The sequence below is a fragment of the Xanthomonas vasicola genome, assembly GCF_000772705.2.
Classification (GTDB): Bacteria; Pseudomonadota; Gammaproteobacteria; order Xanthomonadales; family Xanthomonadaceae; genus Xanthomonas; species Xanthomonas vasicola.
On the sequence record NZ_JSBW02000096.1, the window covers coordinates 1 to 25,833 of the forward strand.

The 25,833-nt window shown below is 64.0% G+C and carries 20 protein-coding genes, 1 other RNA gene and 5 pseudogenes; 8 read left to right on the plus strand and 18 right to left on the minus strand.

The window, feature by feature from the left end:
* Positions 1-130: 130 nt before the first annotated feature.
* The 10 genes from NX05_RS20195 to NX05_RS20235 all read right to left on the minus strand — a co-directional run bounded on the left by NX05_RS20195 (position 131) and on the right by NX05_RS20235 (position 9,610).
* Positions 131-1,090 (minus strand): symmetrical bis(5'-nucleosyl)-tetraphosphatase, encoded by a 960-nt coding sequence (locus NX05_RS20195; protein ID WP_039435815.1) that lies wholly within the window; start codon positions 1,088-1,090, stop codon positions 131-133.
* Positions 1,091-1,118: 28 nt separating this feature from the next.
* Positions 1,119-1,502, minus strand: coding sequence for a Co2+/Mg2+ efflux protein ApaG (gene apaG / locus NX05_RS20200; protein ID WP_010367470.1), 384 nt, complete (start codon positions 1,500-1,502; stop codon positions 1,119-1,121).
* 36 nt (positions 1,503-1,538) lie between these two features.
* Positions 1,539-2,327, minus strand: coding sequence for a 16S rRNA (adenine(1518)-N(6)/adenine(1519)-N(6))-dimethyltransferase RsmA (gene rsmA / locus NX05_RS20205; RefSeq protein WP_010367469.1), 789 nt, complete (start codon positions 2,325-2,327; stop codon positions 1,539-1,541).
* A gap of 57 nt (positions 2,328-2,384) precedes the next feature.
* Positions 2,385-2,461, minus strand: a non-coding RNA gene (locus NX05_RS23330) — sX9 sRNA.
* A gap of 127 nt (positions 2,462-2,588) precedes the next feature.
* Positions 2,589-3,560: a 4-hydroxythreonine-4-phosphate dehydrogenase PdxA gene (pdxA, locus tag NX05_RS20210; protein ID WP_039435818.1), complete on the minus strand. Its 972-nt coding sequence runs from the start codon at positions 3,558-3,560 to the stop codon at positions 2,589-2,591.
* Between the two features lie 20 nt (positions 3,561-3,580).
* On the minus strand, positions 3,581-4,969 hold the full coding sequence (locus NX05_RS20215; RefSeq protein WP_039435821.1) for a peptidylprolyl isomerase: 1,389 nt from the start codon (positions 4,967-4,969) through the stop codon (positions 3,581-3,583).
* Positions 4,966-7,395, minus strand: coding sequence for an LPS-assembly protein LptD (gene lptD / locus NX05_RS20220; protein WP_104607661.1), 2,430 nt, complete (start codon positions 7,393-7,395; stop codon positions 4,966-4,968). Before lptD ends, NX05_RS20215 begins: the two co-directional genes overlap by 4 nt.
* A gap of 128 nt (positions 7,396-7,523) precedes the next feature.
* The gene (locus tag NX05_RS20225) at positions 7,524-8,432 is read right to left on the minus strand and encodes a histone deacetylase family protein (protein ID WP_039435826.1); all 909 of its coding nucleotides are present in this window, start codon (positions 8,430-8,432) and stop codon (positions 7,524-7,526) included.
* A gap of 38 nt (positions 8,433-8,470) precedes the next feature.
* Positions 8,471-9,028, minus strand: coding sequence for a cob(I)yrinic acid a,c-diamide adenosyltransferase (locus tag NX05_RS20230; RefSeq protein ID WP_010367459.1), 558 nt, complete (start codon positions 9,026-9,028; stop codon positions 8,471-8,473).
* Positions 9,029-9,031: 3 nt separating this feature from the next.
* Complete coding sequence (locus NX05_RS20235; protein WP_039435830.1) at positions 9,032-9,610, minus strand: hypothetical protein; 579 nt, start codon at positions 9,608-9,610, stop codon at positions 9,032-9,034.
* A 341-nt stretch (positions 9,611-9,951) separates the two neighbouring features.
* On the opposite strand from NX05_RS20235, the gene ubiH reads away from it, so the two are divergent.
* The 4 genes and pseudogenes from ubiH (at position 9,952) to NX05_RS25110 (ending at position 14,296) form a co-directional block, all read left to right on the plus strand.
* Entirely contained in the window at positions 9,952-11,160 is a 1,209-nt protein-coding gene (gene ubiH / locus NX05_RS20240) for a 2-octaprenyl-6-methoxyphenyl hydroxylase (protein WP_010367455.1), read from the plus strand.
* Positions 11,157-12,338: a UbiH/UbiF family hydroxylase gene (locus NX05_RS20245; protein WP_039435833.1), complete on the plus strand. Its 1,182-nt coding sequence runs from the start codon at positions 11,157-11,159 to the stop codon at positions 12,336-12,338. Before ubiH ends, NX05_RS20245 begins: the two co-directional genes overlap by 4 nt.
* 126 nt (positions 12,339-12,464) lie before the next feature.
* Positions 12,465-13,184, plus strand: a pseudogene (locus NX05_RS25105) (alpha/beta fold hydrolase); the annotation flags it as partial.
* An 81-nt stretch (positions 13,185-13,265) separates the two neighbouring features.
* Positions 13,266-14,296 (plus strand): annotated as a pseudogene (locus NX05_RS25110) (SphA family protein).
* Between the two features lie 166 nt (positions 14,297-14,462).
* Here the strand turns inward: NX05_RS25110 and NX05_RS20255 are convergent.
* Positions 14,463-15,136 (minus strand): annotated as a pseudogene (locus NX05_RS20255) (GntR family transcriptional regulator).
* A 236-nt stretch (positions 15,137-15,372) separates the two neighbouring features.
* Between NX05_RS20255 and NX05_RS23340 the strand changes: the two are divergent.
* From NX05_RS23340 to NX05_RS20265, 3 genes and pseudogenes are all read left to right on the plus strand, one after another.
* Positions 15,373-15,912, plus strand: a pseudogene (locus NX05_RS23340) (class III extradiol dioxygenase family protein); the annotation flags it as partial.
* 1 nt (position 15,913) lies between these two features.
* Positions 15,914-16,252: a protocatechuate 3,4-dioxygenase gene (locus NX05_RS20260; protein WP_039435836.1), complete on the plus strand. Its 339-nt coding sequence runs from the start codon at positions 15,914-15,916 to the stop codon at positions 16,250-16,252.
* Positions 16,253-16,317: 65 nt separating this feature from the next.
* Positions 16,318-17,319, plus strand: coding sequence for a LysR substrate-binding domain-containing protein (locus NX05_RS20265; protein ID WP_039435839.1), 1,002 nt, complete (start codon positions 16,318-16,320; stop codon positions 17,317-17,319).
* A 169-nt stretch (positions 17,320-17,488) separates the two neighbouring features.
* Here the strand turns inward: NX05_RS20265 and NX05_RS20270 are convergent, their stop codons facing one another.
* The 7 genes and pseudogenes from NX05_RS20270 to NX05_RS20300 form a co-directional block, all read right to left on the minus strand.
* Positions 17,489-18,967 carry an AMP-binding protein gene (locus tag NX05_RS20270; protein ID WP_039435841.1) on the minus strand — a complete coding sequence of 493 codons (1,479 nt, stop codon included), beginning with the start codon at positions 18,965-18,967 and terminating at the stop codon, positions 17,489-17,491.
* Positions 18,968-19,164: 197 nt separating this feature from the next.
* Positions 19,165-20,629: pseudogene (locus tag NX05_RS20275) on the minus strand (aldehyde dehydrogenase).
* Positions 20,630-20,712: 83 nt separating this feature from the next.
* The gene (locus NX05_RS20280; protein ID WP_019300564.1) at positions 20,713-21,540 is read right to left on the minus strand and encodes a p-hydroxycinnamoyl CoA hydratase/lyase; all 828 of its coding nucleotides are present in this window, start codon (positions 21,538-21,540) and stop codon (positions 20,713-20,715) included.
* Between the two features lie 45 nt (positions 21,541-21,585).
* A complete protein-coding gene (locus tag NX05_RS20285) occupies positions 21,586-22,059 on the minus strand; it encodes a MarR family winged helix-turn-helix transcriptional regulator (protein ID WP_010367437.1) in 474 nt (157 codons plus the stop codon).
* A gap of 130 nt (positions 22,060-22,189) precedes the next feature.
* Positions 22,190-22,597 carry an EF-hand domain-containing protein gene (locus NX05_RS20290; protein ID WP_017118488.1) on the minus strand — a complete coding sequence of 136 codons (408 nt, stop codon included), beginning with the start codon at positions 22,595-22,597 and terminating at the stop codon, positions 22,190-22,192.
* A 208-nt stretch (positions 22,598-22,805) separates the two neighbouring features.
* Positions 22,806-23,528 carry a hypothetical protein gene (locus tag NX05_RS20295; RefSeq protein WP_017121540.1) on the minus strand — a complete coding sequence of 241 codons (723 nt, stop codon included), beginning with the start codon at positions 23,526-23,528 and terminating at the stop codon, positions 22,806-22,808.
* A gap of 81 nt (positions 23,529-23,609) precedes the next feature.
* Complete coding sequence (locus NX05_RS20300; protein ID WP_039435845.1) at positions 23,610-24,515, minus strand: SMP-30/gluconolactonase/LRE family protein; 906 nt, start codon at positions 24,513-24,515, stop codon at positions 23,610-23,612.
* Between the two features lie 186 nt (positions 24,516-24,701).
* Between NX05_RS20300 and NX05_RS20305 the strand changes: the two genes are divergently transcribed.
* Positions 24,702-25,811 carry a Gfo/Idh/MocA family protein gene (locus NX05_RS20305; RefSeq protein WP_017121538.1) on the plus strand — a complete coding sequence of 370 codons (1,110 nt, stop codon included), beginning with the start codon at positions 24,702-24,704 and terminating at the stop codon, positions 25,809-25,811.
* Positions 25,812-25,833: the final 22 nt, after the last annotated feature.

Below are 25,833 nucleotides of genomic sequence, written 5' to 3' on the forward strand. Positions count from 1 at the left end.
CGTGTACGCATGGGCGGAAATTGCAAGAAACCAGCCTTCAGCGTAGCGAACACTGGTAGTTTTAGCACGCCGGTGCAGACATCAAGGCCTTGCGGTCGTTGGGTGGTTGGGGTTTTTCAGGGGCGACCAATTATTCCTGCGGCGTATCGACTGGCGGCTTGGGGGCCGTCGCAGCGTTCGGGGCATTTCCGCCCCGGTTACCGCGCGAACGCTGACGCCCCTGGCGCTCACGTGGACGCCGCGGTGCGCGTGCGACCGGTGCCGGCCCGGTCACTTCACGTCCGGGTACCTGCACCACGCGCAATTGCTCGGTATCCAGCTGCAAGGCAGTGAGCTTGCCGCCCCAGACCGCACCGGTATCGATCGCATGCACACCCTGAGTGATCGTCAGGCCCAGCGCAGACCAATGCCCGCAGACGATCTTCAGATCGCGCTCGACCCGCCCCGGCACCTCGAACCACGGATACAGGCCCTGGGCCTGTGTTCCCGGCGTGCCTTTGTCGTCGGTGGCGATGCGCCCACGCGGGGTGCAGTAGCGCATGCGCGTGAACAGATTGATGATCGCGCGGCTGCGGTCGTAACCGCTGAGGCCCGGTGACCAGCCCGGCTGATCGCCGTACATATTGCGCAGCAGCTTGCGATAGCCGCCGCCCTGCAGTTGCTGTTCGACCTCGCGTGCGTATTTCTCGGCAAGTTGCGTGGTCCACTTCGGCGCCAGCCCGGCATGGATCATCATCCAGCCCAGTTCGCGGTCTACGTGCGCCAGCTTCTGCATGCGTAGCCAATCGAGCAGTGCGTCGCGATCCTCGGCAAGCACGATGCGCAGCAGATCCGGGTTGACCTTGCGCTGCTCTTCTTCCGAACGCGCGCCGATCGCCAGCAGCGACAGATCGTGATTGCCCAGCACCACCACGCTATGTGCGCGCAACGAATGCACCAGGCGCAGCGTCTCCAGCGATTGCCCGCCGCGGTTGACCAGGTCGCCGCAGAACCACAGCGTGTCCTGCGCGGGGTCGAAATTGATTTTTTCCAGCAAACGCTGGGTGATGTCGTAGCACCCTTGCAGGTCGCCGATTGCCCAGACGCTCATTGCGCGCGCTCCCTCAGTCCAGCATCCATCAGTGCAGCGTCCTGGGTACGCTCAGCACAAAGGCGGCGATCGGGGCGATAAATTCGGTGCCATCGTCGGCCACCATGTCGTAGTGGCCTTGCATCTGTCCCTGCTCGGTCTCCAGCAGCACGCCGGAGGTGTAATGGAAGGCTTCGCCCGGGCGCAGCCAGGGCTGTTCGCCGACCACGCCTTCGCCATCCACCTGCTGAGTGCGTCCATTGCCATCGGTAATCTGCCAATGGCGCGCGATCAGCCGCGCAGGCACCGCGCCCGCATTCTGGATGCGGATGCTGTAGGCGAAGGCATAGCGGCCCTCGTCCGGGGTGGATTGATGGGCGAGGAAGCGGGGCGATACCTCGACCTCGACCCGGTAGCGCGGATCATCGTGCATGGCGAAAGTCTAAATAAAACAGTGTGGGAGCGGCGCTCAAGCCAGCTCGACATTGGCCAGCCGGATGAAATCGGCGACCTCGAGTTGTTCGGCGCGTGCGTCCGGGCGCACCTGTGCCGCTTCAAAGTGGGCCGGCTCGCAGACGGTGGACAAGGCGTTGCGCAAGGTTTTGCGACGCTGCCCGAACCCGGCGCGCACCACATCGGCGAAGCGGCGACGGTCGTTGATCTGCACCGTGGCCGGGTCGCGTGGCACCAGCCGCACCACTGCTGAATCCACTTTCGGCGGCGGCCGGAATGCACCTGGCGGCACCACAAACAACGCAGTCACCTCGCAATACGCCTGCAGCATCACGCTCAGCCGCCCATACACCTTGCTGCCGGGACCGGCGGCCATGCGGTCGACGACTTCCTTTTGCAGCATGAAATGCATGTCGGCCACGGCGGCGGCATGGTCCAGCGCATGGAACAGGATTGGCGAGGAGATGTTGTAGGGCAGGTTGCCGACCAGGCGGATCGGCGTGCCGTCGGCCAACGCGGTGAAATCCACGCTGAGCACATCGCGGTGGATGATGCTCAATGCACCGATTGGTGCGGCGGCTTCGGTCAACGGTGCGATCAGGTCGCGATCGAATTCGATGACGGTCAATGCGCCATGCTTGCGCAGCAGCGGAAAGGTGATGGCGCCCTGGCCCGGGCCGATCTCGACCAGATGCTGGCCGGCGCGCGGGTCCACCGCCTGCACGATGCGGTCGATGTAATACCGGTCGGCAAGAAAGTGCTGGCCAAGCGACTTCTTGGCCGGTGCGCTGAAAGAAGAATTCATCTGCGCAGTTTAACGGAGGCGGCGCCTGCACGCGGCGTGTTTGCGCGGACTAAGAGCGGCTACCAGAACGTAGCGAGCAGTCGTCAGGCGGGTAAGGGCGGCGCGCTCAGAACCGCAAAGTAGGCGTGCTACATGCCGCGCTGAGCAGCGGCCGCGGCCAACTGGCGGTCGTGCAGTCGCTTTGTTCGTCGCTCCAGGGCTGGCGGACAGGCGGCATGCACGATGCAGCATGCCCGCAGCAGGCATGCAAGCGGACCTGGCCTAGCGGCGTGCAGCCAATCGCGCGCATAGCTCGGTGGCCGCCATCAGGCTGGAGGGGTTTGCGATTCCGCGGCCGGCCAGTTCCAGTGCGGTGCCATGATCCACCGACACGCGCGGGTAGGGCAGGCCCAGGGTGATGTTCACTGCCTGCTCGAAGCCACTGTACTTGAGCACCGGCAGACCCTGATCGTGATACATCGCCACCACTGCATCGCACCTGCTGAGCTTTTGCGGCAAAAACGCGGTGTCGGCCGGTAGCGGGCCGATCAACTGCATGCCGTCGCCGCGCAGCTGCTCGAGTACCGGAATCACGATATCCAGCTCCTCGCGGCCCAGATGGCCGTCTTCGCCGGCATGCGGGTTGAGGCCGAGCACGGCGATACGCGGATGCTCCAGACCGAAGTCACGCTGCATCGCTGCATGGGTGATGCGCAGGCACTGCAACAGGGCTTCGGAGGTGATTGCATCGGCGACGGCACGTAGTGGCAGATGGGTCGTGACCAGTGCGACGCGCACGATGCTGTTGGCCAGCATCATCACCACCGGGCAGCCGGCTTGTTCGGCCAGCAGTTCGGTGGTGCCGGTGTAGGGAATGCCGCCCGCGTTGATCACTGCCTTGTGCACCGGGCCGGTCACGATGCCGTGCAGGCGGCCGGCGAGGCAGTCGCCCGCAGCCCCGCGCAGGCCGGCAATCACTGCCGCCGCGTTGGCCGGGTTTGGGGTGCCAAGCCGTGTCGCCACGGCTTGGCGAATGGGATGCAGTGGCAGGTCGCCAGGCGCCCGCGCCGGTTGGTCGGGATCGAGCAGGCGTATAGACAATGACAGCGCCTTTGCGGCGCTGTGCAGGGTATCTGGGTCGGCGTAGGCAATCAGATGCGCATCCGAGCGCGGCCGCTGGGCGAGCCGGACGCAGAGCTCCGGCCCGATTCCGGCCGGCTCGCCTGGCACCAGCGCGAGCGACGGGACCATCATGCTATCTGCCGCGCCCGGCCTCAGCGCGTCGGCTTTGCCGGCGGCGTGGGCGCTGCAGGATCTGCCGACTTGGCCGGAGCGGCAGTGGCATTGTCATCGGCGCGGTCGCCGGTGCGGTAGCTCACATACGCTTCGCCACGCAGCTCCTGCAGATAGCGGTTGTACTCTTCTTCCAGCTTGCGGCGACCGATCGTTTCACGGACCTGCGCACGCTGGTTTTCTGCACTGACGTCGGTCTGGCGGCTGCCAACGCGCTGCACGATGTGCCAGCCCGCCTGAGTACGGAACGGCTCAGATACCGCGCCATCTGCCAAGCCTTCGACCTGCTTGCCAAAGTCCGGGCCGAATGCGTCTGCCGGGAACCAGCCCAGATCGCCACCCTGGCCGCGGCTATTGGTGTCCTCGGAGGATTCTTTGGCCGTTGCCTGGAAATCGGCGCCGCCGACGATGCGCGCACGGATCGTATCGATCTTGGCCTTGGCCTGCGCCTCGGTCTGGTTGTCGCCGACCCGCACCAGGATGTGGCGTGCGTTGTACTCGGTGACCATCTTCTTTTCGCCGCCGGCATTGGCGTCGCGCATTTCCACCAGCTTGAGCAACTGGAAGCCGCTCGGGCCGCGCAGCGGTCCGGCCACCTGGCCTGGCTTCATGTCGCGAATCAGTTGGGCGAATGCATTGGGAATTTCATCCAGGCTGCGCCAACCCAGATCGCCGCCTTCCAGCGCATTCGGGCTGTCCGAATAACGCACCGCAGCCGCCGGGAAGTCCAGCTCGCCCTTGTCGATCAAGGCTTTGACACCATCGACCTTCTTCTGGCCCGTGGCGATCTGCTCGGCGGTCGCGCCTTCCGGCAAGCCGATCAGAATGTGTGCCAGGTGGTACTGGCTACCGGTGGCGGCCTGTTGGGCCAACGCGGTATCCACTTCGCCTTCGCTCACGCTGATACGGCTCTGCGCAAAGCTCTGGCGCAGGCGCTGCACGATGATTTCGTCGCGCACCGAAGCGCGGAAATCCGCGTAGCCCATGCCGTCGGCGGCCAGCTTCTGGCGCAAGCCATCCACGGTCGTGCCATTCTGCTGGGCGATGCTGGCGATTGCGCGATTGAGCTCCTCGTCGCTGACGCGGATGCCGCTGCCATCGGCACGGCCAACCTGCAACTTGACCAGTACTAGGCGCTCAAGCACCTGACGTTGCAAGACATCGTCTGGCGGCAGCTGGTTTTCGCGACCGGCGTACTGCGACTTGACGTTGCGCACCGCGCGATCAAGCTCGCTCTGCAGCACAACGTCTTCGTCGACAATGGCAGCAATGCGATCCAGCGGCTGGGATTGCTGTGCCGAGGCCAACGGCGAAACCGTGCTGGTAATAGCCAGCAGCGAGGCAAGAACAACAGAGAAAGGCTTGGTCATGGAATCAAGTTCGGATCGTAATCGTCCGGATTAGTCGTGGTGTTGCTGGGCGGGACCAGGTACAGGTCGTCGCGGTAATAGCCGAGAATAGCACGGCGCAAAGTGCGGTCCGTGTTCTGCCCGAACGAGCTCAAGCCCTTCAGCACGAACTCTAACTGGATGGAGTTGTCCATCTCGCCATCGCGGTTACGCACAAACCGGCGCACCAGCCCGCGTACCGCCAGGCAGCAACTGTCCCACTGCACGCCACCAATGATTTCCAGCGGCTTGCGGTCCAGTAACGAGTAGTAGTAACGACCGACCGCGCTCCAGCTGGGGCTGATCGGGTACAGGAAGGAGAAGTCGGCCTGCTTTAGCTGGTCGCTGTTGTCGATGAGGTTGCGACGATAGCGATACGCCAGGTTGATGATGCCGTCGTTGTTCAGCAGGTAGCGCGTGCGCAGGCTGGCCAGATCTTCCTTGCGCGAGTTCGGGTTCCACTGGTAGGTGGCGCCCATCGACCAGCGGTCGTTGACCATGTAGTTGGCGTCAGCCACCCAGGCGGACTTGCCCTGGTCGACGGTCTGCTCGCTGCCGGCTGCCGAGTTATTGCTGTTGTTGATGGTGACCAGCGAATCGCTGAAGTACAGGATTTGGCCCGCACTGAGCGAGAGCTTTTCGCGGCCATCGTCCTGGCGCAGCCAGCGCGAGGTCACCGCCAGGGTCAGCTGGTTGGCATCGTTCTGGCGATCGGCGCCGGTGTAGCGGGTGTCGCGGAACAGCTGCCCGTAGCTGAAGGTGAACGGGCGGGTGTCGAACACCGGCAGATCGTCCTGGTCGCGGTACGGCACGTACAGGTAGTACATGCGCGGCTCCAACGTATTGAGATAGTTGGTGCCGAACAGCGAGGTTTCGCGATCGAAATACAAGCCGGCGTCCAGCGAGGCGATCGGCAGGCTGCGCGTGGGCGAACGATCACCGGTCAACGGCGCGGTTTTGGCCAGCGTGGAATCCAGCTGGTACGCGGTATAGCGCCATGCCACAGTCGGTGTCACAAACCAAGCTGCACCAGACAGCGGCATCGAAATATACGGTTTGACGTCCAGGCGCGAGCCGCTTCCGTATTGCTTGTTGCGGATGTTGGTACGGACGTACTCGTCGCCGTTTCTATTATTGTTGTCGGCGTTCTGAATGAAATTCACCTGGTACGAATCGTCGTGGGTGAAGTGCACCGCCTCCGCGTACAAACCTGCCTCGAAAATGCCCAGCGGCTTTTCCCAGGTGAAGTAGGCGCGCGGCTGCCGGTTATAGGGCAGGGCCTGCTCGTCGAGCGTGTAGTCGGTGAGCTGCCAACGGTCGGCCATCAGGCCTGCGGTCCAGGTCTCGCCGGTGCCGTAGATGCCTACGGTGCTTTGCAGGCTGGAAGCCGAGCCCATGCCGTTGATCCGGCTGGTGAAGTCTTCAACGTAGCGGGTGTCGCTAACCCAGGAGATGCTGCTGCGCGCCTGCCAGTAGGTGTTGACGTTGTGGTAGCCGCTGTAGAAAACGCTGCCACGGTCCTTGTCGCGCAACTTGTCATTGGGCAGGTAATTGCCGGTAATTTCGCCGCGCCCGCCGTCGTACAAGTAACGGAATTCGGTGCCGAACATGAAACCACGCTTGCTCATGTAGCGCGGTAGCAACGTGGCGTCGTAATTCGGGGCCAAGTTCAGATAAATCGGCTGTAGGTAATCGAAGCCGTTGCGGCCGGATAAACCGAACTGTGGAAACAGCAGGCCGGTCTGGCGGCGGTCGTCGATCGGGAACTTGAACCACGGGAAATACAGCACCGGCACCTTGCCGATCTGCAATACCGCGTTACGCGCGGTGCCGAAGCCCTCTTCGTTGTCGACGTCGATCTCCGGCGCGCGAACGCGCCAGATCGGCTGCGAGGGGTCGCAAGTGGTGTACGTGGATCGATGCATCTGCCCGACCTGGCCCTGCAGGTCCACCGATTCGGCGTCGCCATTGCCACGGCGCTCCACCAACTGGTACTGGATGTTGGTGACCTTGTGGGTGTCGGTGTCCTGATTGCCTTCGGCGCGGTCGGCAACCATGCGGAAGGAGGTGTCCTGGTAACGGACGTTGCCTTCGGCAATGTAATTGCCGGTTTCGGTGTCCATGCGCAGGTTGTCCGCACCCAGGAACTGGTCGCCGCGCTTGAGCGCCACGTTGCCCTGGTATTGCGGAGTGGTGCTGGTGCCGGAGAGCTGGTCGCCTTCGATGTCGGTCGGCAACTGTTGACGCATTTCGGCCGCCTTGGGGTCCGCGGCGGGGGCGCCGTCGAAGCCGGGTAGCGGGTCTACAGCCGGGCACAATCCCCAGTTCAACGGCTTGTCGGCAGCCATGGCCGGGATGCAGATGGCGATGCTCAGAGGCAGGGGCAGCAGGCGGAGAGCTCGGCGCACGCGGGGGTTCAACCAATAAAATGGCGACTAGCTTGCCGCATAGCCCGCATAGGGGCAATGAAGAGTGCCGGCGTCGGGAGGGCGAGGTTCATCGCAATCGGTGGCGCGACGGGCGCCCCAGCAGGGATTCAGCGCAGCGCTGCCACGTGCGCCACGCTACTTTCGCGCAGCGCCTGCAGGTCGTAGCCGCCTTCCAGCATCGACACCACGCGGCCGCGCGCATGGCGGTCGGCCAGGGTGCGCAGTGCCCCGGTGAGCCAGGCGAAATCGTCGTCGTCGAGCATCAGGTCGGCCAGCGGATCGCGCAAATGCGCATCGAAGCCGGCGGAGATGAGGATCAGCTGCGGGCGGAAGGCATCGACCAGCGGCAGCATTTCGTCTTCCCAGACATTGCGGAAGCGCAGCCCGTCGCTGCCCGGGGGCAGCAGCAGGTTGTGGATATTGCCGACGCCGCGCTCGTATACGCTGCCCGAATGCGGATACAGCCCGGACTGATGGGTGCTCAGGTACTGCACGGCGGGGTCGCGCTCGAAGATTGCCTGGGTGCCGTTACCGTGATGGACATCGAAATCCACGATGGTGATGCGCTCCAGCCCATGCAGGTCGCGCGCATGGGCGGCGGCCACCGCGATGTTGTTGAACAGACAGAATCCCATCGACACCTGCGCGGTGGCGTGGTGACCGGGCGGGCGCACTGCGCAGAAGGCGGTACGGGTCTGGTCCTGCATCACCGCATCCACCGCGGCGATGCCGGCACCTGCGGCGCGCAAGGCGGCTGCGCGCGAGGCCGGCACCATGCGCGTGTCCACGTCCAGCTGGCGATAGCCATCGAAGGCGGTTTCCAGCACCGAATCCACCTGCTCGCGCTCGTGCACGCGGCACAGGTCGCCCAGCTTGGCCAGCGGCGCTTCGCGCCAGCCCAGATCCGGGAATGCGGCGCGCAGGGCGCCGACCACCGCTTCCAGGCGGGCGGGGCTTTCCGGGTGCTCAGGGCCGGCGTCGTGACCGAGGCAGGCGGGGTGGGTAAAGACCAACATGGGGCAACTTTAGCCTCTGCGCCGACTCGGGCACATGCTCAACCGCGTCGGCGGTCGTGCCGCCACATGACTTCCTGCTGACCATCGGCACGCGCCAGCACACGCGCCAGTACGAACAGCAGGTCCGACAGGCGGTTGAGGTAACCGATCGCCTCGCTGCGCACCGCTTCCTGGCGCGAGAGCGCAACGGTCTCGCGCTCGGCCCGGCGCACGATGGTGCGAGCCAGATGGCAGCGCGCGGCGGCTTCGCCACCGGCCGGCAGGATGAATTCCTTCAGTGCGGGCAGGGTGTCATTGAAAGCATCCAACTGGCGCTCCAGCGCCTCGATGTCCGAAGCATCAATGGCCGCATGTCCAGGGATGCACAACTCGCCGCCCAGGTCGAACAACTGGTGCTGCACGGTGGTCAGCAGTGCGGCGATCGGCTCCGGCACGCCGGGAGCGGCCAGCAGTACGCCGATGGCCGAATTGGCCTCGTCCACGGTGCCGTAGGCATTGACCCGCAATGCATCCTTGCCGGTCCGGCTTCCGTCGCCCAGGCCGGTGCTGCCGTCGTCGCCGGTCCGCGTATAGATACGTGAGAGTCGGTTGCCCATGGCTTAGCCGGCGCGGGGCTGGCAATGCGGTGCGGCCAGTCGCTCGGCAGCCACCTGGATCACCGCAGCGGCAGCCACGTAGAGCGCGGCGCTGCGCAGGTACGGGCCCAGCCAGTCGGTGTAGTTCTTGAACCAGCCGGCCACGGTCGGTTCGGCCACGCTGGCGCTGATCCAGTAGAAGCTGCCCTGGGCGATCAGCTGGCACAGCGCTACTGCGATCAGCAGTGCGGGCACCAGCCGGGCCAGCGTGTTCCACTGCGCGCCGTGATAGCGCCGGCGCAGCCACACGCCGCCAGCCCACAGTGCGAAGTACGCCGGGATCAGGCACCAATACGCCGGCGACACGCAGTAGTGCTGCCAGAAGCTCATGCCTTGCCGGGTGATCACCAGCCAGTCCACTGCTACGGCCAGCAGCATCAGTAGCGGAAACGCCAGCTTGGTGCGCGCGGCCAGATGAAATCCGCCGATGAAGAACACCGCCCAGGACGCATCCGGGACCGGCACGAAGTGATTGATCCGCGTTGCCGCCATCAGCACGGCGAGCAGACTCAAAATCAGGGTGTCGTGCGAGCGAGGAGTCATACGGAAAGAGGCCGGATCACAGGTCTGGAAGTGTAGCGTGGAAGCAGCGTTGCCCGCGGCTTGGGTAACAGCAGCTACCAAAAGGACTGCGCAGTTCTAAGACCGCGCGGCCGGCGCTCTGAATCGGCATCTATCATTCGTAACAGTGCGCTTCCCGCGTGCCAATCCAGGGCCCCCGACGGCTGCTCGCCACGGTTTGTCAGACGCTCTAGAGCTTGCAAGGAGTGCATGGATCGCTGCGATATGCGGTGAGCAGCGCAAGGCGCAGCCGACAGCGGGCGCGGCAAGATGTCCCTGCTTGCGGCGGCAACGCGCAGGAGGCGAAGGCTTATCATGTGGGAATGACACATCCCCATGACGTTCTGATCGTTGGCGGCGGCCTGGTCGGCTCCAGCCTTGCGATTGCGCTGGACCGCCTCGGCCTGGATGTCGGGCTGGTGGAGGCCACCCCGGCCGGCTCCCCGCCGGCGGTGTTCGACCAACGCAACCTCAGTTTTGCTGCGGCCACCGTGAATGCACTCGGCGTGCTCGGGGTGATGGCCAAGCTGCGCAGCCCGCCCGGCCCGATCCGGCGCGTCCATGTCAGCCGTGCCGGCGACTTCGGCCGCGTGCAACTGGACGCTGCCGATTACGGCCGCACCGCCTTCGGCCAGGTGGTGGTGGCGCGCGACTTCGGCGATGCCTTGCAGGCGCGTCTGGACGAATTGACCCATCTGCACCGCTATCGCCCTGCGCGATGCATCGGCGTGGAACCGGTGCAGGACGGCCTGCGCGCGGTGCGCCTGGCTACCGAGTCTGGCGAGCAGCGTGTGCACGCCAAACTGGTGGTCGGGGCCGATGGCAGCAATAGCGCGGTGCGCGAGCTGCTGCATATCGACACCGACGCGCACGACTTCCTGCAAACCCTGTTCGTGGCGCGCATACGTGCGTCGCGACCGCCCGATGGCACGGCCTGGGAGCGGTTTGGCGAACATGGACCAACCGCCCTGTTGCCCCGTGGCGACCGCCATTACGGTGGGATCCATTGCGTGGCCCGCGCCGAGGCCGAAGCCGTGGCCGCGCTCGATGATGCCGGTTGGCTGGCCCGCCTGCAGCGTGCCGCCGGCTGGCGCGCCGGGCGTTTCATCGCCACCGGCGAACGCAGTGCCTACCCGCTGGTGCAGGTGCTGGCCAACAACCTCATCGCCGAGCGCGTGGTGCTGCTGGGCAATGCCGCGCAGACGTTGCATCCGATCGGCGCGCAAGGCTTCAACCTCGGCCTGCGCGATGCGCTGACGCTGGCCGAATTGATTGAACACGATCGCAGCGATGCCGGTTCCGGCGCGTTGCTGGCCGACTATGTGGCGCGGCGACGCGTGGACCGCGAGCACATCATCGGGTTCTCCAGCGGTCTGGCCCGGCTCACCGGCAACCCGGCACCCTTGCTGCGACCGTTGCGCAGCCTCGGTTTGTTCGCGGCTTCACAGGCGGCGCCGCTGCAATCGATGCTGGTCGGCGGCGCGATGGGCTTCCGTGGCGATGTGCCGCAGCTCTGCCGGGGCGTCGCATGAGCCGACGCAGTACGCGTGATGCTGTGATTGTTGGCGGTGGGGTGGTCGGCGCCGCCTGCGCGCTGGCGCTGACCGATGCCGGCTTGAGTGTTGCCCTGGTCGAAGGGCGCGAACCCGCGCGCTGGCGCGCAGATCGCCCCGATTTGCGCGTCTATGCCTTCGCCGCCGATAACGCTGCGTTGCTCGACAGCCTGGGCGTATGGAACGCGGTGCGCACCGCGCGCGTGCAACCGTACCGGCGCATGCGGGTCTGGGACGCCGCTGGTGGTGGCGAGCTGGGCTTCGACGCCGACACGCTGGGGCGCGAGCAACTGGGATGGATCATTGAAAACGACGTGCTGGTCGACCGCTTGTGGGCAGCCGTGCATGCCGCCGGCATTGAGGTGCATTGCCCAGCACGCGTGATCGAACTGGAGCAGGACGCCAATAGCGTGCGCCTGCGCCTGGACGATGGCAGCCGGCTGGAAGCGGCAATGGCCATTGCCGCTGACGGCGCGGCCTCTACCCTGCGTGAACTCGCCGGGCTGCCGGTTTCGCGGCATCCCTACGCGCAACGCGGCGTGGTTGCCTTCGTGGAAACCGAACAGCCGCATCAGGCCACCGCCTGGCAGCGCTTCTTGACGACCGGGCCGCTGGCGTTCCTGCCGTTCGCCGATGGGCGCAGTTCGATCGTCTGGACCTTGCCGGATGCCGACGCCGAGCGTGTGCTTTCGCTGGACGATGCGGATTTCTCGCGCGAGTTGACCCAGGCCTTCGCCGCGCGCCTGGGCGAGGTGCGCGTGGTGTCGGCGCGCACCGCCTTCCCGCTGCAGCGGCAGTTGGTGCAGCAGTATGTGAGCGGCCGCGTGCTGACCTTGGGCGATGCGGCGCACGTGGTGCATCCGCTGGCCGGGCAGGGCGTCAACCTCGGCCTGCGCGATGTGGCCGCGCTGCGCCAGGTCGTGCGCGAGGCGATCGCCAAGCGTGCGGAGTGGGCTGCGCCGCATCGCCTGCAGCGCTGGGCGCGCATCCGGCGTAGCGAGAACACCGTTGCCGCCTACGGCTTCGATGCGATCAACACGGTGTTTTCCAATGACGAGATGCACCTGACCTTGTTGCGCGGATCGGTGCTTGGCCTGGCCGGCAAGTTGCCGCCGCTGGTCGATGTGCTGTGGAAGCGCGCCTCCGGCGGCGCGTGATCGCACCACGCCAGATGCCGTAAACACATCGGCAGCTGTTAGCGAAGTGTTGATATGCATCTAGCGCTATAACGAAGGCAGCAGATTCCATACGACGGACGAGGCAGGCGTGGCTACAGTCGCGCCATGATCTCGTCCGCTCACCCTTCGCCCAAGCCGGCATTGCTGCTGTTGTGCGGCTTGCTGTGCGATGCCGCCATCGGGCAACCGCAGCGTGCCGCACTGCGCGATCTGGCCGATGTGCAGGTGGTGGATTTCGCCGGGTTCGACAGCATTACGCACACGGCCACGCATGTGCTGGCCGTCGCGCCGCCGCAATTTGCGCTGGCCGGGCATTCGATGGGCGGACGGGTCGCGCTGGAAATCATGCGGCAGGCGCCCACACGCGTGCTGCGGCTGGCATTGCTCGACACAGGCATCGCGCCGCGCCGCGATGGCGAACGCGAAGAGCGACTGGCGCTGGTACGACTGGCGCACGCCCAGGGCATGTACGCGCTGGCGCAGCGCTGGTTGCCGCCGATGCTACATCCCGATCACACCGCCGATGCCGTGCTGATGGATGGCTTGATGGCCATGGTGCAGCGGCAGAGCGCGCAGAGCTGCGCCGGGCAGAGCAACGCATTATTGGAGCGCCCCGATGCAACGCCGGTGCTCGCGCAGATTGCGTGCCCCACGTTGCTGGAGGCCGGGCGACAGGATGCGTGTAGTCCGTTGGCGCGGCATCAGGACATGGCGCGGCAGATTTCGCAGGCGCAGCTGGCAATTTTCGAAGACTGCGGGCACATGACGCCGGTCGAAGCGCCTGCCGCCGTCAACGACGCGCTGCGCGACTGGCTGCAGGCCGCGTGCCGCTGTCTTGCAATACCGCTTTCTCCCTCCTCGCGTCGCATCGCAGTCATCTATCCATTTGTAACGGAGATTCGCCTAGTGGAGCGCGTCCGTTCGTCTGTTCGTTGTGGTTCCGTGTTGCCGCGTGCGCTGTCGCGTCGTCAACCTGCATTGATCATCGCCGCCTTGCTGGCCGCGGCATCGCCAGCGGCATGGGCGCAGTCCGTGCCGGAAACTGCGGCGGTCCCCCAGGGCATCAACCTGGGTGGTACCAGCTTCCTCGATGGCTTTAGCTCCATGAAACCTGGATGGACAGTCATCGAATACCTGCGGCACGCCGGTTTCGATGCGATCAAGAATGCGAACGGCGACAATTCGCCCGCCTTCCGCGATCCCAAGATTGGCACCAGCGTGGTGTTGACCCAGCTCATCTACGTGACACCGTACACATGGAAAGGCGGTGCCTTGAGCTTCAACGCCATCGTGCCGCTGGTCAATTACGACACCTTCTTCGCTGCCGATAGCCCGGTGCGAGTGAGCAGCAATGGCTTCGGCATGGGGGACATTTCGTTCGGGCCTGCGCTGCAGATGCCGCCGGTGATGCGTGTTGGGTGGGTGTTCTTCTTCCAGCGATTTGCCATCGACGCATTCGCGCCCGTGGGCAAATTCGATCGTGATATCGCCATCAACCAGAGCACCGGTTTCTGGTCGGTCGCACCGCAGTGGGCCTTTACCATGCAACCCACCGACAGCTGGGAAATCAGCGGGCGGGTGAATTACCTCTACAATTTCCGTAGCAACCGCGCTGGCGGTGTGCCGCCTATTCGCGGGTTCCAGTTTCGCAATGGCAAAGCCGGTGATGCGCTCTGGGCCAACTTCGCCAGTTCGGTCAAGGTCACCGAACAACTGCGCGTCGGCATTAACGGGTTTTATCTGCAGCAGCTAAAGGACAACCGCACCAATGGCGAGCGCGTGCCGGACAGCAAGCGCAGGCAGTTCTATGCGGGGCCCGGGATGTCCTGGGGCTTCAATGAAAAGAACCTGCTCAATTTCATGTCTATCTCCCCATCAATGTCGAAAACTCGGTGGCGGGCAACACTTACAACCTGATGTTTGTGCATTCGCTGTAACGCGCGGCGTTAACGCGTTCCATCTTGCCGGCGCACTGGTGCAGGCGTATGGGATGGAGCGGATGCGATGCGCCGAGCGGATTGACGTGCGTTGTACGTCTGGCGTTATCGCTCACTCTGGTGGTGCTGTCCCTGCGATCGAATGCAGCACTGCGACATGCGTGTCTCACAGTCCCATGCTGTGCCGCTGCGTGTTGGCATGTTCGCGAAACAGCAATTCCGCGCGTGCGCCATCGCGTTGTTCGATGGCCGAGACGATCGCACCATGTTGCCTGTGTCCGTCATACAGATCGGCATAGTTGAGCGTGGCAGAGCGTTGGCCGAACACCACGTTGATCGGGCTGACGAACGGCACCAACGTGCACCCTTCCACGGTTTCGGTGAGGATCGGCTTGTTCGCCGCCTCCACAATGGCGCGATGAAAACGGGCATTCATTGCGCCATGGGCCGCTCATCGTCAGTGCAGAGGTCGCGGCTGGACAGGATACGGTCGCCTTCGCCCAGACAGGCGCGCAACGTCGCGAGCAACGCTGCAGGGGCGCCCTGTTCGGCAACCGTGCGCGCGGCCATGCCTTTTATCAGCGCGCGCACGGCCAGCGCATCCAGGCTTTCCTGCTGGCTAAAACGCCGCGCCGCGTAACCATGGTTGCCGGCCTGCACCAGCAAGCCTTCCTGGCATAACGCCGGTAGGGCCTGACGGATCGGCGTGCGCGAAATCCCCAGGCGCTCGGCCAATGCCGCTTCGGTAACGCGCTCGCCGGGGGCGAAGGTGCCGCACAGGAGCAATTTGCGTAGCTGCTGGATTGCTTGCAATCGGTGGTTGTTCGCCATTGGCTCCATTCTCTCGCGCCATACCGCAGCGCACGTTCCTTCGAAAGAGAAAACTCGCACTTAACCGTGTATAAAAACCTTGCGGATGAGATCGCTTGATGGCAATTTGGATCACAAAGATACCGTGTTGACGATCCGCAGTCGTTGATCCTCCTTTTTGAGATCCATTGCGTTGCAGAACCCGATTCACACACTGATGCGCGTCCGCCCCAATCAGCGGCCGGCCCGCGTCGCAGGAGCGCAGCATGGCAAGCATCATCGGCGGTATCGGGGCCTCGCACGTTCGCACCATCGGGGTGGCCTACGACAAGGGCAAGCAGCAGGATCCGGTGTGCAAGCCGCTGTTCGACGGCTACACGCCGGTGGCCGCGTGGCTGGTCGAGCAACAGGCCGACGTGCTGGTGTTCTTCTACAACGACCATTGCACGACGTTCTTCTTCTATCTGTACCCCACCTTCGCGTTGGGCGTGGGCGAGCGCTTCCCGGTTGCCGACGAAGGCGCAGGGCTGCGCAACTTGCCGCCGATTCGCGGCGACGTGCAGTTGCAGACGCATATCGCCGAATGCCTGGTCAATGACGAATTCGATCTGACCGTATTCCAGGACAAACCCATCGACCACGGCTGCGCGGCGCCGCTGCCGCTGCTGTGGCGGCATGGGCCGGACTGGCCTGGTACGGTGGTGCCGATCGCCATCAACGCGCTGCAGTACCCGCTGCCGACCGCGCGTCGCTGCTATCGGCTTGGCCAGGCGGTGCGCCGCGCGATCGAATCGTATCCGGAAGACCATGGAGCAGATCGACGGTACGTACCTGTTCGATCTGCGCACCCACAATCGCGCGCTGCACCTCAACCGGTTCTTCTGGCACATGATCCGCGCCCCGTGGCGCGATCGTTTTTTGCAGGACGCGCAGGTGCTGATGCAGGAAGCCGAACTCACCGAGCAGGAGAAGGCGCTGATCCGTGCGCGCGACTGGCTCGGTCTGGTGCAGTACGGCGCCAACTTTTTCGTCATCGAAAAATTCGCGCGTGTGGTGCGCATGACCAATCTGCAGGTCTACGCCATCATGCGCGGTGAATCATTCGAAGACTTCATGCAGACGCGGCGTGTGCCCCATGCGCGCTGAGCTACGCGTCTCGGCTGTGCGCCGCATCGCCGCGTTACCCGACTTCCTAACGTAAGGCCCACCCCATGACCATGTCTTCCGTGTTCTTCGAACACCGCATCAAGGTCCGGCATCTACGTGTCATCGAGGCGCTGGACCGGCAGAAAAGCCTGTTGCGCGCCTCACGCGTCTTGAATGTCACCCAGCCCGCGCTCACGCGTGCCTTGCAGGAGATCGAAGAGATCGTCGGCGCGCCCTTGTTCGAGCGGCACTCGCGTGGCGTGCGCCCCAACGCCATGGGCGAGGTGCTGGTACAGACTGCGCATGTGGTGCTGGGCCAGCTACGGCGCGCGCAGGACACCTTCGAAGGGCTGCTGCAGGACGATGCGCTCACGATTACCGTCGGCGCCTTGCCGGTGGCGGCCAGCGGTTTGCTGCCGGCGGTGCTGGCCGCGTTGTATCGCACCGAACCCACGCTGCGGGTGCGCTTGCTGCACGGCCGCACCGATGAGCTGTTGCCCAAGCTGGCCGGTAACGAAATCGATCTGGTGGTCGGGCGCTTGTATCCGCTGGCCCGCTACGATGCGCTGATTCGCAAGGTGCTGTACCAGGATCCGATTGCGCTGGTGGCACGTAGCGACCACCCGCTGTTTGCCAATGGCCCGATGCGTATTGCCGAAGCGGCGGCGTACCGGCAGGTACTGCCGACGCTGAGCCAACACGTCGAACGCGACGTGGCACAGGTCATGCGCGAGCATGGCCTGGCAACGCGCGACCAACTGCGTTCCAGCTCGGCCAGTTTCACTCGCGAAATTCTGCTGGGCACCGACAGCATTGCGGTGATGCCGAGCATGATGGTGGCCGGCGACATCGCACGCGGCGAGTTGCGTGCCTTCCAGCTGCAACAGCCCTCACAGGCGCGCGCAGGCGGGGTGATCTATCGCGATGGCGCGGCAATCCACAAGCCCGGCGTGCGCTTGCTCATGCGTGAGCTGGAAAACCAGCTCGCCCTCATGGCCGAACAGGGTGCGGTCTGGGTAGATGATCGTATCGGCGAAGACGACGTGTTGCTGGACGAGTCTGCGTGATCGCAGAAGGCTTGGGCAGCGAGCGCCGCTTGGTCACTCACGCCGATCTGCGTGAACACTCAACGGGTGTCGAGCACGTAGCGGTTTAGTGCGTTGGACAATATGCGGTAGGCAAGCAACGGGCAGCCCCAGGCTGCCCGTTGTGCCGTTCGCGGTGCGCGATGGCATATCAGTTCTCATTGGCCAAGGCATCCTTCAAATGGGCCTTCTGCAACTTGCCGGTTGCGGTGCGCGGCAATGCGTCCACCACTCGCAGGTGCTTGGGCACCTTGTACTTGGCCAGCCGTGCGATCAGATAGCTACGGATTTCTTCCAGATCCGGTACCTCATCGGCCGGCACGATCGCCAGATAGCCCACTTCGCCCCATTGCTGATCGGCCATGCCGACGACGGCGCACTCGCGGATGCTCGGGTGATCGGCGAGCACCGCTTCGATCTCTGCCGGATACACGTTCTCGCCGCCGGAAATGAACATGTCCTTCTTGCGGTCGACGATCCAGAAGAAGCCGTCGGCATCGCGTTGCACGATATCGCCGGTACGGAACCATCCGTCACTATCGAGCACGTCGGCGCTGGCCTGCGGGTCGCGCCAGTAACCAGGGCTGAGGTTGGGGCCGCGCAAGAGCAGTTCACCGGGAACGCGTGCTGGGCAGTCGTTGCCGTTGTCATCGACCACGCGCGTCTGCACCGATGGTGCTGCAATGCCAGCCGCGCCCAGCTTGCTGCGGATCACATCGGAGTTCACCGACATGCCGAACACCGTGCCCGCTTCGCTCATGCCGAAGCCGCAGACCATCGGGACGCCATCGTCCAGCCAGCCGAGCAGATCGTCGCTGGCGTGCGGCGCACCGCCGCTGACCAATGCGGTGAGATGACGCAGCGCTGCTGCATCGAAGCCGGGCTGATTGCGAAATGCCTGCATCATCTGCGGCACGCCGACGTAGTGGGTGATACCCAACGAACGGTCGGCGAACCAGCCCAACGTGCGTTTGGGCTCGAAGCCATTGGACACCTGGATCGAGCCACCCACTGCCAGCACCGGGCGCACATTGGTGACCAGGCCGATGATGTGAAACATCGGCGCTTCGCACAGAAAACTGCTGCGTGCGTCCACGCGCGTGGTGACGCCGAAGTTATGCGCGGCGTGTTGCAGATTTTGCTCGCTCAGCATCACGCCCTTGGGCTTACCGGAAGTGCCGGAGGTGAACAAAATCAGGCTGACGCGTTCGGGCGGAATCGATGGTGTGTCGGCGGGCTCCAGGGCATCGGCGCTTGCGATGAAATCCACCAAGGCTTCCACGTCCATGCGACCGGCGGCAACATCGCCGCCCAGCAGCAGGCGTGGCTCGGCGCGTTGCAGCAACGCATCCAGTTCGGTGGTACTCAACCGCCAATTGAGCGGCACATAAATCGCACCAACCCGCCCGCAGGCGTAATGCAATGCCACTTGCCACACCGAATTGCGTGCCAGTACCGCGAGTCGCTGCCCATCGACGCAACCACGCCTGCGCAGCATGGCAGCCAGGCGGCCGACCAACGCGTCGAGTTCGGCGTAGGTCCATTCGATGCCCAGCAAGAGATCGCGTGCGGCGAGCTGTTGCGGCGAGAGACGGGCGTGGAAAGCGATCGAGTCGGTCGGCATGGCCATGGCGCTGTCTTCTGGAAAATTAGGAAGTGACTGGTGTGCGTGCGACTGCTGCGTGTGGAAGGTTTAAACGCATCGGAGAGTTGGTGTGCAAATTTCGCCTGCAGGCATCCAACACGCCGGCACACAGCATGCAAGCGGTGAGCACTCACTCGGCGAAATTGCAGCCCATCAAGCGCGCACGCTTGTTGGGACGTGCGCTAGCTCAGATATACGGTTTTGGTTTCGAGGAAAGTATGCAGACCTTCGATACCGCCTTCGCGACCGATGCCCGACTGTTTGAAGCCACCGAATGGCATGCTGATGTCTACCCACATGCCATTGATCGCATGACTGCCACTGCGCACGCGACGTGCGATGCGATAGGCGCGTTCGGCATCTTCGCTGTAGATGCTGCCGTGCAAACCGTAGTCGCTGGCATTGGCTTTGGCGATAAGATCGGCTTCGTCTTGGTAGTCGATGAAGCTCACCACCGGTCCGAAGATTTCCTCGCGCGCAATGGTCATGTCCGGTTTGAATTCGGAGAACACCGTCGGTTCGACAAAGAAGCTGCGCGGCAAGTGCGCCGGGCGGCCACCGCCCCTGACCAGGCGCGCGCCTTCGGCACTGCCTTTTGCGATGGACTGCACGCGTTCGAGCTGGCGGCCCAACGCCGATGGACCCATGCTGGTGTCGGCAGCAAATGGGTCGCCGAGTTTCACTGCGCTCAATGCCGCGCAATGCGCCTGCAGCATCTCCTCGCGGCGCTGCGCCGGCACCAGCACGCGTCAACGAAAAGCACACCTGCCCGGCGATCGGCATGGAATAGGGCACCAAGGTGGGCAGCACCTTGGCGATGTCGGCATCTTCCAGCATGATCGCCGCCGATTTGCCGCCCAGCTCCAGACCAACCCGCGCCAGGCGCTCGGCGCAGGCGATGCCGATCAAGCGCCCCGCCTGGGTAGAGCCAGTAAAGCTGACCTTGTCCACATGCCGATGGCGGATCAGTCGCTCGCCCACCCCGCGGCCGGCGGGAAGCAGATTGAACACGCCTTCCGGCACGCCGACAGCGCTGATGCGCTCGGCCAGGACGTAGGCATCGATCGGCGTTTCCGGCGAGGGCTTTGCCACGACTGTGCAGCCAGCCGCCAGCGCGGCGGCGACCTTGTAGCAAAGCAGTACCAGCGGCGCGTTCCAGGGCGTGATTGCCGCAACCACGCCGACCAGTTCCTGCACCACATGCACGCGCCCACCATTGGGGCACACACGCGGTTCGACGAATGCGTGGGTGGCAATCAGATCGGCGTAGTAGTCGAATAAATCCGGCGCCTGCTGCGATGCGCGCTTGCTGAAGCCAAGGGCCGCACCCACCTGGCCCGTCCATGCTTCGGCCAGCTCCGGCATGCGTGCACGCAAGTGGTCGGCCACCCGCTTGAGTACCACGCTACGCTCTTGCGGGAAGAGCTGCGGCCAGGGGCCATTGTCGAATGCGCTGCGTGCAGCGGCAACGGCCGCTTCGATATCTGCATGCGAGGGTTCGGTGTAGCGCAGCAGCCGTTCTTCGGTATGCGGCGCGATCACATCGACCTGGCGATCGCCCGTGCTTGCGCGCCATTGTCCATCGATGAACAAGCCCAGCGGGCTGCGCGCGGCGATCCCGCGCAGCGTTTGGGATAAGGCTTCCATACTCCCTCCTCGGTGCAGAAAACCACTGGCAGCGCCAGCGATGCGCGCCTAACGCGCACCACTTCGGACGCCGTAGGACGCGCTTACGCTTTGCGTTTGCTGAGGTCGTACTCGCCCAGACCGGGCTTGTAGCTCTTCTCGTCGATGAACTGGCGGATGCCTTCCTTGCGGGCGTTGTTGTCGAACGAGTTGGCCGCTTCCTGCATGCGCACCAGATAATCCTCGGCTTCGTCGTAGGTCATGGTGCCAACGCGGCGCACTGCATCCTTGGCGTACTTGAGTGCGACCGGGTTCTTGCGCAGCAGCAGCTCGGCCACTTCGCGGGTGCGCGCTTCGAGACGTTCCAGCGGCACGCTTTCGTTGACCAGGCGCCATTCGGCCGCCTTCTTGCCATCCACCATTTCGCCGGTCAGCGTCATCCACATCGCATCGCGCATGGAAAGCAATTCCACCGCCACCTTGGTCACGCCACCGCCGGGCAGGATGCCCCAGTTGATTTCCGACAGGCCGAACTGTGCCTCGTCGGCGGCAATCGCCAGATCGCAGGCGAACAGCGGGCCGAAGCCGCCACCGAAGCACCAGCCGTTGACCATGGCGATGGTGGGCTTCTGATACCAGCGCAGGCGGCGGAACCAGCCATACGATTCACGCTGCGAGCGACGCACGCCGCGCAGACCCTGCGCTTCGGTTTCGCGAAAATATTCCTTCAGATCCATGCCGGCCGACCAGGCGGTACCTTCGCCACCGAGCACCAACACGCCGACGTTGTCGTCGAATTCCAGCTCGTCCAGCACGTCCATCATGCGGCGGTTGAGCGCCGGGCTCATCGCGTTGCGCTTGTCGGGGCGTGCGAACTTCACCCAGGCAATGCGGTTTTCGATGCGAACCGATACCACGTCATGCTCGTTCAAGAAGCGTCTCCTTCAAGTCGTGAGAGTGCTGGTGTGTTGATGTGCTCAGAGTGCTTCGGCCAGCGCGGTGTCTGATGCGGCGGCGCGTTCCAGTGCAGCGCTGGCGTTCAATTTGCAGAGCAGGCGCAGCAAGGTCTGTTGCTCGCTGGCCTGCAGGCCCGTGCAGGTGCGTTCGCCCGCGCGCGCCAGGCAGCCTTGCGCAACCAGCAGCGTGCGCTTGCCCAGGTCAGTCAGATACAAGCCCTTGCTGCGACGGTCGCGGCCGGCCAGGCGTTCGATCAGGCCTTGCTCGGCCAGCGCATTGGCGATTTTCATGCCAGCCGCGCGATTGACCAGCAGGCGGTTACCCAGCTCGGTCTGGTCGCAGCCGGGTTGATCGCGAATATGGATCAATGCGGTCACGCGCGCCGGAGTGAGCTGCAGCTCTGCCAGTTCCTGGCGCGCGGCATGGCTAGAGGCTAGCGCAGCCAATTGCAGCTGATAGCCAAGGTCGGCAGCAAGTGAAAGGCGAGCGGTCATTTTCTGGTCCAGATTGTATCCGTTAAATACAATGTAGCCGACCGAAACGGGCGCTGCAAGAGGCGGCGATGGCGCTACGCGAAGCACTGTGCGCGGCTGCGTAGTACAGCCGCGCTTGCAGAAGCGACGATTATTGCATCAGCCAGCCGGCGAGCTGTTCGCGGGTCAGATAGCCGCTGTGATGGGTGTCGAGCGCGTCGAATTCATCGGCCAGGGCAGGGTTGGCCTGCGCCTCGGCGCGGCTGATGCGGCCGTCGCCATCGGTGTCCATCGCCTGAAAATCGATGTGATAGCTGCCGACCACGCTGCTTGGCTGGATCGAACGCACGATTACGCTGGATTCGCCGCGCGGGCGCGCCAGCTCGGTTTGGTGGGTGACCTCGCCGCTGGCTAGCGACTGGGTGCGGATGGGGCTGGGGACATCGATCAGCGGCGAGCTGCTGGCCGGGGTGGGCGTCTGTTGTGCGTGCGCGGCGGTGCAGAGCAACAGCGAGAGAGCGAGCGTGGAAATGCGTGTGGCGGTGCGGCGAGTAGTCATCAGATCCCCCTGATGTAGAACAGCTTGCAAGCATAGAACGTGGCGGGCGATTTGCGTGCGTGCGGAACCGTGCGTGGCGGAGAGTGGCGGGTGATGCTTTGTTCAATCGGGTTATCGGAGCAAATATGGTTCGTCTCGGCGCTGCGCAGTTGGGCACAGGCGAGTCCTGCGCATTGCATAGCGCGCAGGACTTACCCTGAGCCTGCGCTCAGCCCGGGATAAACGGAAACACGATCTTCAACAGGCCCTTCAGGCCGCCCTCCGCAGTGCTTGCCACCGCCTTGGCACCCAGGCTGTTGAGCGCGCGGCGCACGTCTTCCCAGCGCAGCTGCGCGATGTCCTTCTTGAGCAGATCCGCGACCTCTTCTGCGGTGGGCGTGAGCTTCTGCAATTCGCGCACGGTGGCTTGCGGATCCGGTTGCAGATAGCCCCAACGCTCGGCGATTTTCAGCAGCGTGTCGAACCGCACCGCGACCACCTCGCGGTTGCGTTCGTACACTGGCAACGCGCCGACATCGAGAATGGCTTGTTCGAACTGCTGCGCATCGTCGGGATGTTCGATGCGCACCGCCAGAAAGCCTTCCTTGCGGCTGCGTTCGCTGACGTGCTTTGCGCCGGAGCGCAGATTGTCTTCGGTAAGCACGTTGGCAACGATGCGCTGCATGGCGGCGTCGCCTTCTTCGGGTACCAGCGAGCGCCAACGCGCATAGCCATCGCGCCGCAATGCCTTGACCTTGGCCGAGGTCACCCGCAACTGCAACGCGACCATGGCGTTGGAGCTGTTGCGCGAGATGGCGCCGTCGCGCTCGAGCAGTACGAAGATCAACAATTCCAGGTCACGCTTGGTCAGCGACTGAAACCCCTGCAACAGGGTCAGGCGCAGGAATTCGTTGCCAAAGGCGGCCGCGTCCTTCAATTCGATCGGTTGCATGGGGAGTCCTCCACAGGTGACCTGCAGGATGCCAGGACACTGTTGCGCGGCCTGAGAACCAATGCGACGCAGACGCCAGTTTCAGCGACCGGTTTCGCGCCCGCGGTGATCGGACCTGAACGTTTCAACTGCGCCGCGGTCCTGCAATGTGACGAACACCTGCCGGCCATCGCTACCGCCGAATGCCACGTTGCTGACCTTGCGGCCTTTCAGCGCAACCGTGCGCAGCAGTTTGCCCTGTGGCGACACCACCGCAATCTGCCCGGCATCGTAGCGCGCGATATACAGATTGCCGTCGGCATCGCAGCGCATGCCGTCCATGCCGAAATCGGCAAAGCTGATCAGCAGGCGTTTGTTGCGCAGGCTGCCGTCACTGGTCCGGTCATAGACCCACACCTTGCGCGACATGCTTTCGTTGACATACACGTGCTTGCCGTCGGGGCTGACATCCAGCCCGTTTGGTGTGGTCATGCCTGCTTCCAGCAGCCGCACCACGCCGTCGCGGCTGATGTGCCACAGGCGCCCGCTGTTGTCCTTCCAGTTCGGGTCGCTGGCGTAGAAGCTGCCATCGGGCGCCAGCGCCAGATCGTTGGGGCCATCGGCATCGGGCAACTCCGCGAACGTACTCACTGCGCGCGTTTGCATGTTCACCTGCAGAATGTTGTGGCCTGTGTAATCGGCGACATACATGGTGCCGTCGCGAAAGCGGATGCCATTGCCGGTGCTGCCGTCGGGCAGGGTGACGAATACCTCGGCCTTCGCGCTGCCGTCTGCCTGCAGCGCAATGCGTGCGATGGTCCCGTCTTTGCCCAGATTCACTGCGTAAAACGCGCCATCCGGACCAGCGGCGGGCCCTTCGGCATTGTGGGTGAATGCACCATCGCCGATCAAATCGCGCGCAACGAAGGGTTTGTTGGCGGCGATAACGAACGAACTGGACAACAGTAGTGCCAGCGGCAAAAAACGAAGACGTCCAACAAGGGTCATGTGCGCTACTCCGGATGTGATCGCCAGCAGTGTGCCAGAACCTGCTGCGCGACCATGGCGGTGATCACATGCGATCAAGTAAGGTGCGCGAGCAGTACGCCCTAGAGCGGCTAACAAAGCGTCGCGATCGGTCTGAAGACTGCGCAGACGTTTGGTTGGCTGTTATCACTTGCGAAGGAGGTTTGCATGTCCGTGGAATCGATCACACGTCGCCGCTTGCTTGCCGCCTTTGGCGGAGCAGGCATTCTGCTCGCTGCACCGACGTGGGCAGTGCCGAAGAAAAAGCCTGGAAAACCTTTGAATGTGGCGTTGGTCGGGCTGGGCAGTTATGCCAGCGAACAGCTCGCACCCGGCCTGGCATTGACCAAGCATTGCAAGCTGGCGGGCATCGTCACCGGCACCCCGTCGAAGATTCCGCAGTGGCAGGCCAAGTACGGCATTGCCGATCGTAATGTCTACAACTATGAAAATTTCGATCGTATCGCCGACAACGGCGAGATCGATGTGGTGTACATCGTCACGCCTACGCACTTGCATGCGCCGCTGACCTTGCGCGCCGCTGCCGCAGGCAAGCACGTGTGGTGCGAAAAGCCGATGGCGATGCATGCCGGCGAATGCGAGGCGATGATTGCGGCCTGCAAGCGCAACAAGGTGGCGCTGACCATCGGCTACCGCATGCAGCACGAACCCAACACACGTCGCCTGATTGCGATGGCTAGCGAAAAGCCGTTCGGCGCGATGCAGCGCGTGCGTGCCGAGGCCGGGTACAGCGGCTATCAAGGCACTGCCAAGGCCGACCGCCCGTGGCGGTTGCGGTCACAGTTCGGCGGCGGTGCGATGTACGACATGGGCGTGTACCCGCTCAATGCTGCACGTTACACAGTGGGTGCTGAGCCGCTGGCAGTGACGGCCAAGCGCTGGACCGACCGCCCTGATCTCTTCGATGAAGTCGACGAGCACATGGACTTCACGCTGGAATTTCCGAATGCGGTGCGTGCCGAGTGCAAGACCAGCTTCGGCAAGAACATGAATGTGCTGCGCGCCGAATGCGAGCGCGGCTGGTACGCGTTGTCGCCGTTCCAGAGCTATCAGGGCGTGACCGGCAAGGCCAGCGATGGACGCGTGTTCGACGCCAAGGTGCAGCATCAGCAGGCATTGCAGATGGACGAAGACGCGCTGGCGATCATGAACGGCACGCCGCTGCGTGCGCCGGGCGAAGAGGGCCTGCGCGACATCCGCATCGTCGATGCGATCTATCGCTCGGCGCGCGAGGGCAGCAAGCGTATCGTGCTGTGAGGGTGGCCTGCTCTGTCCATTC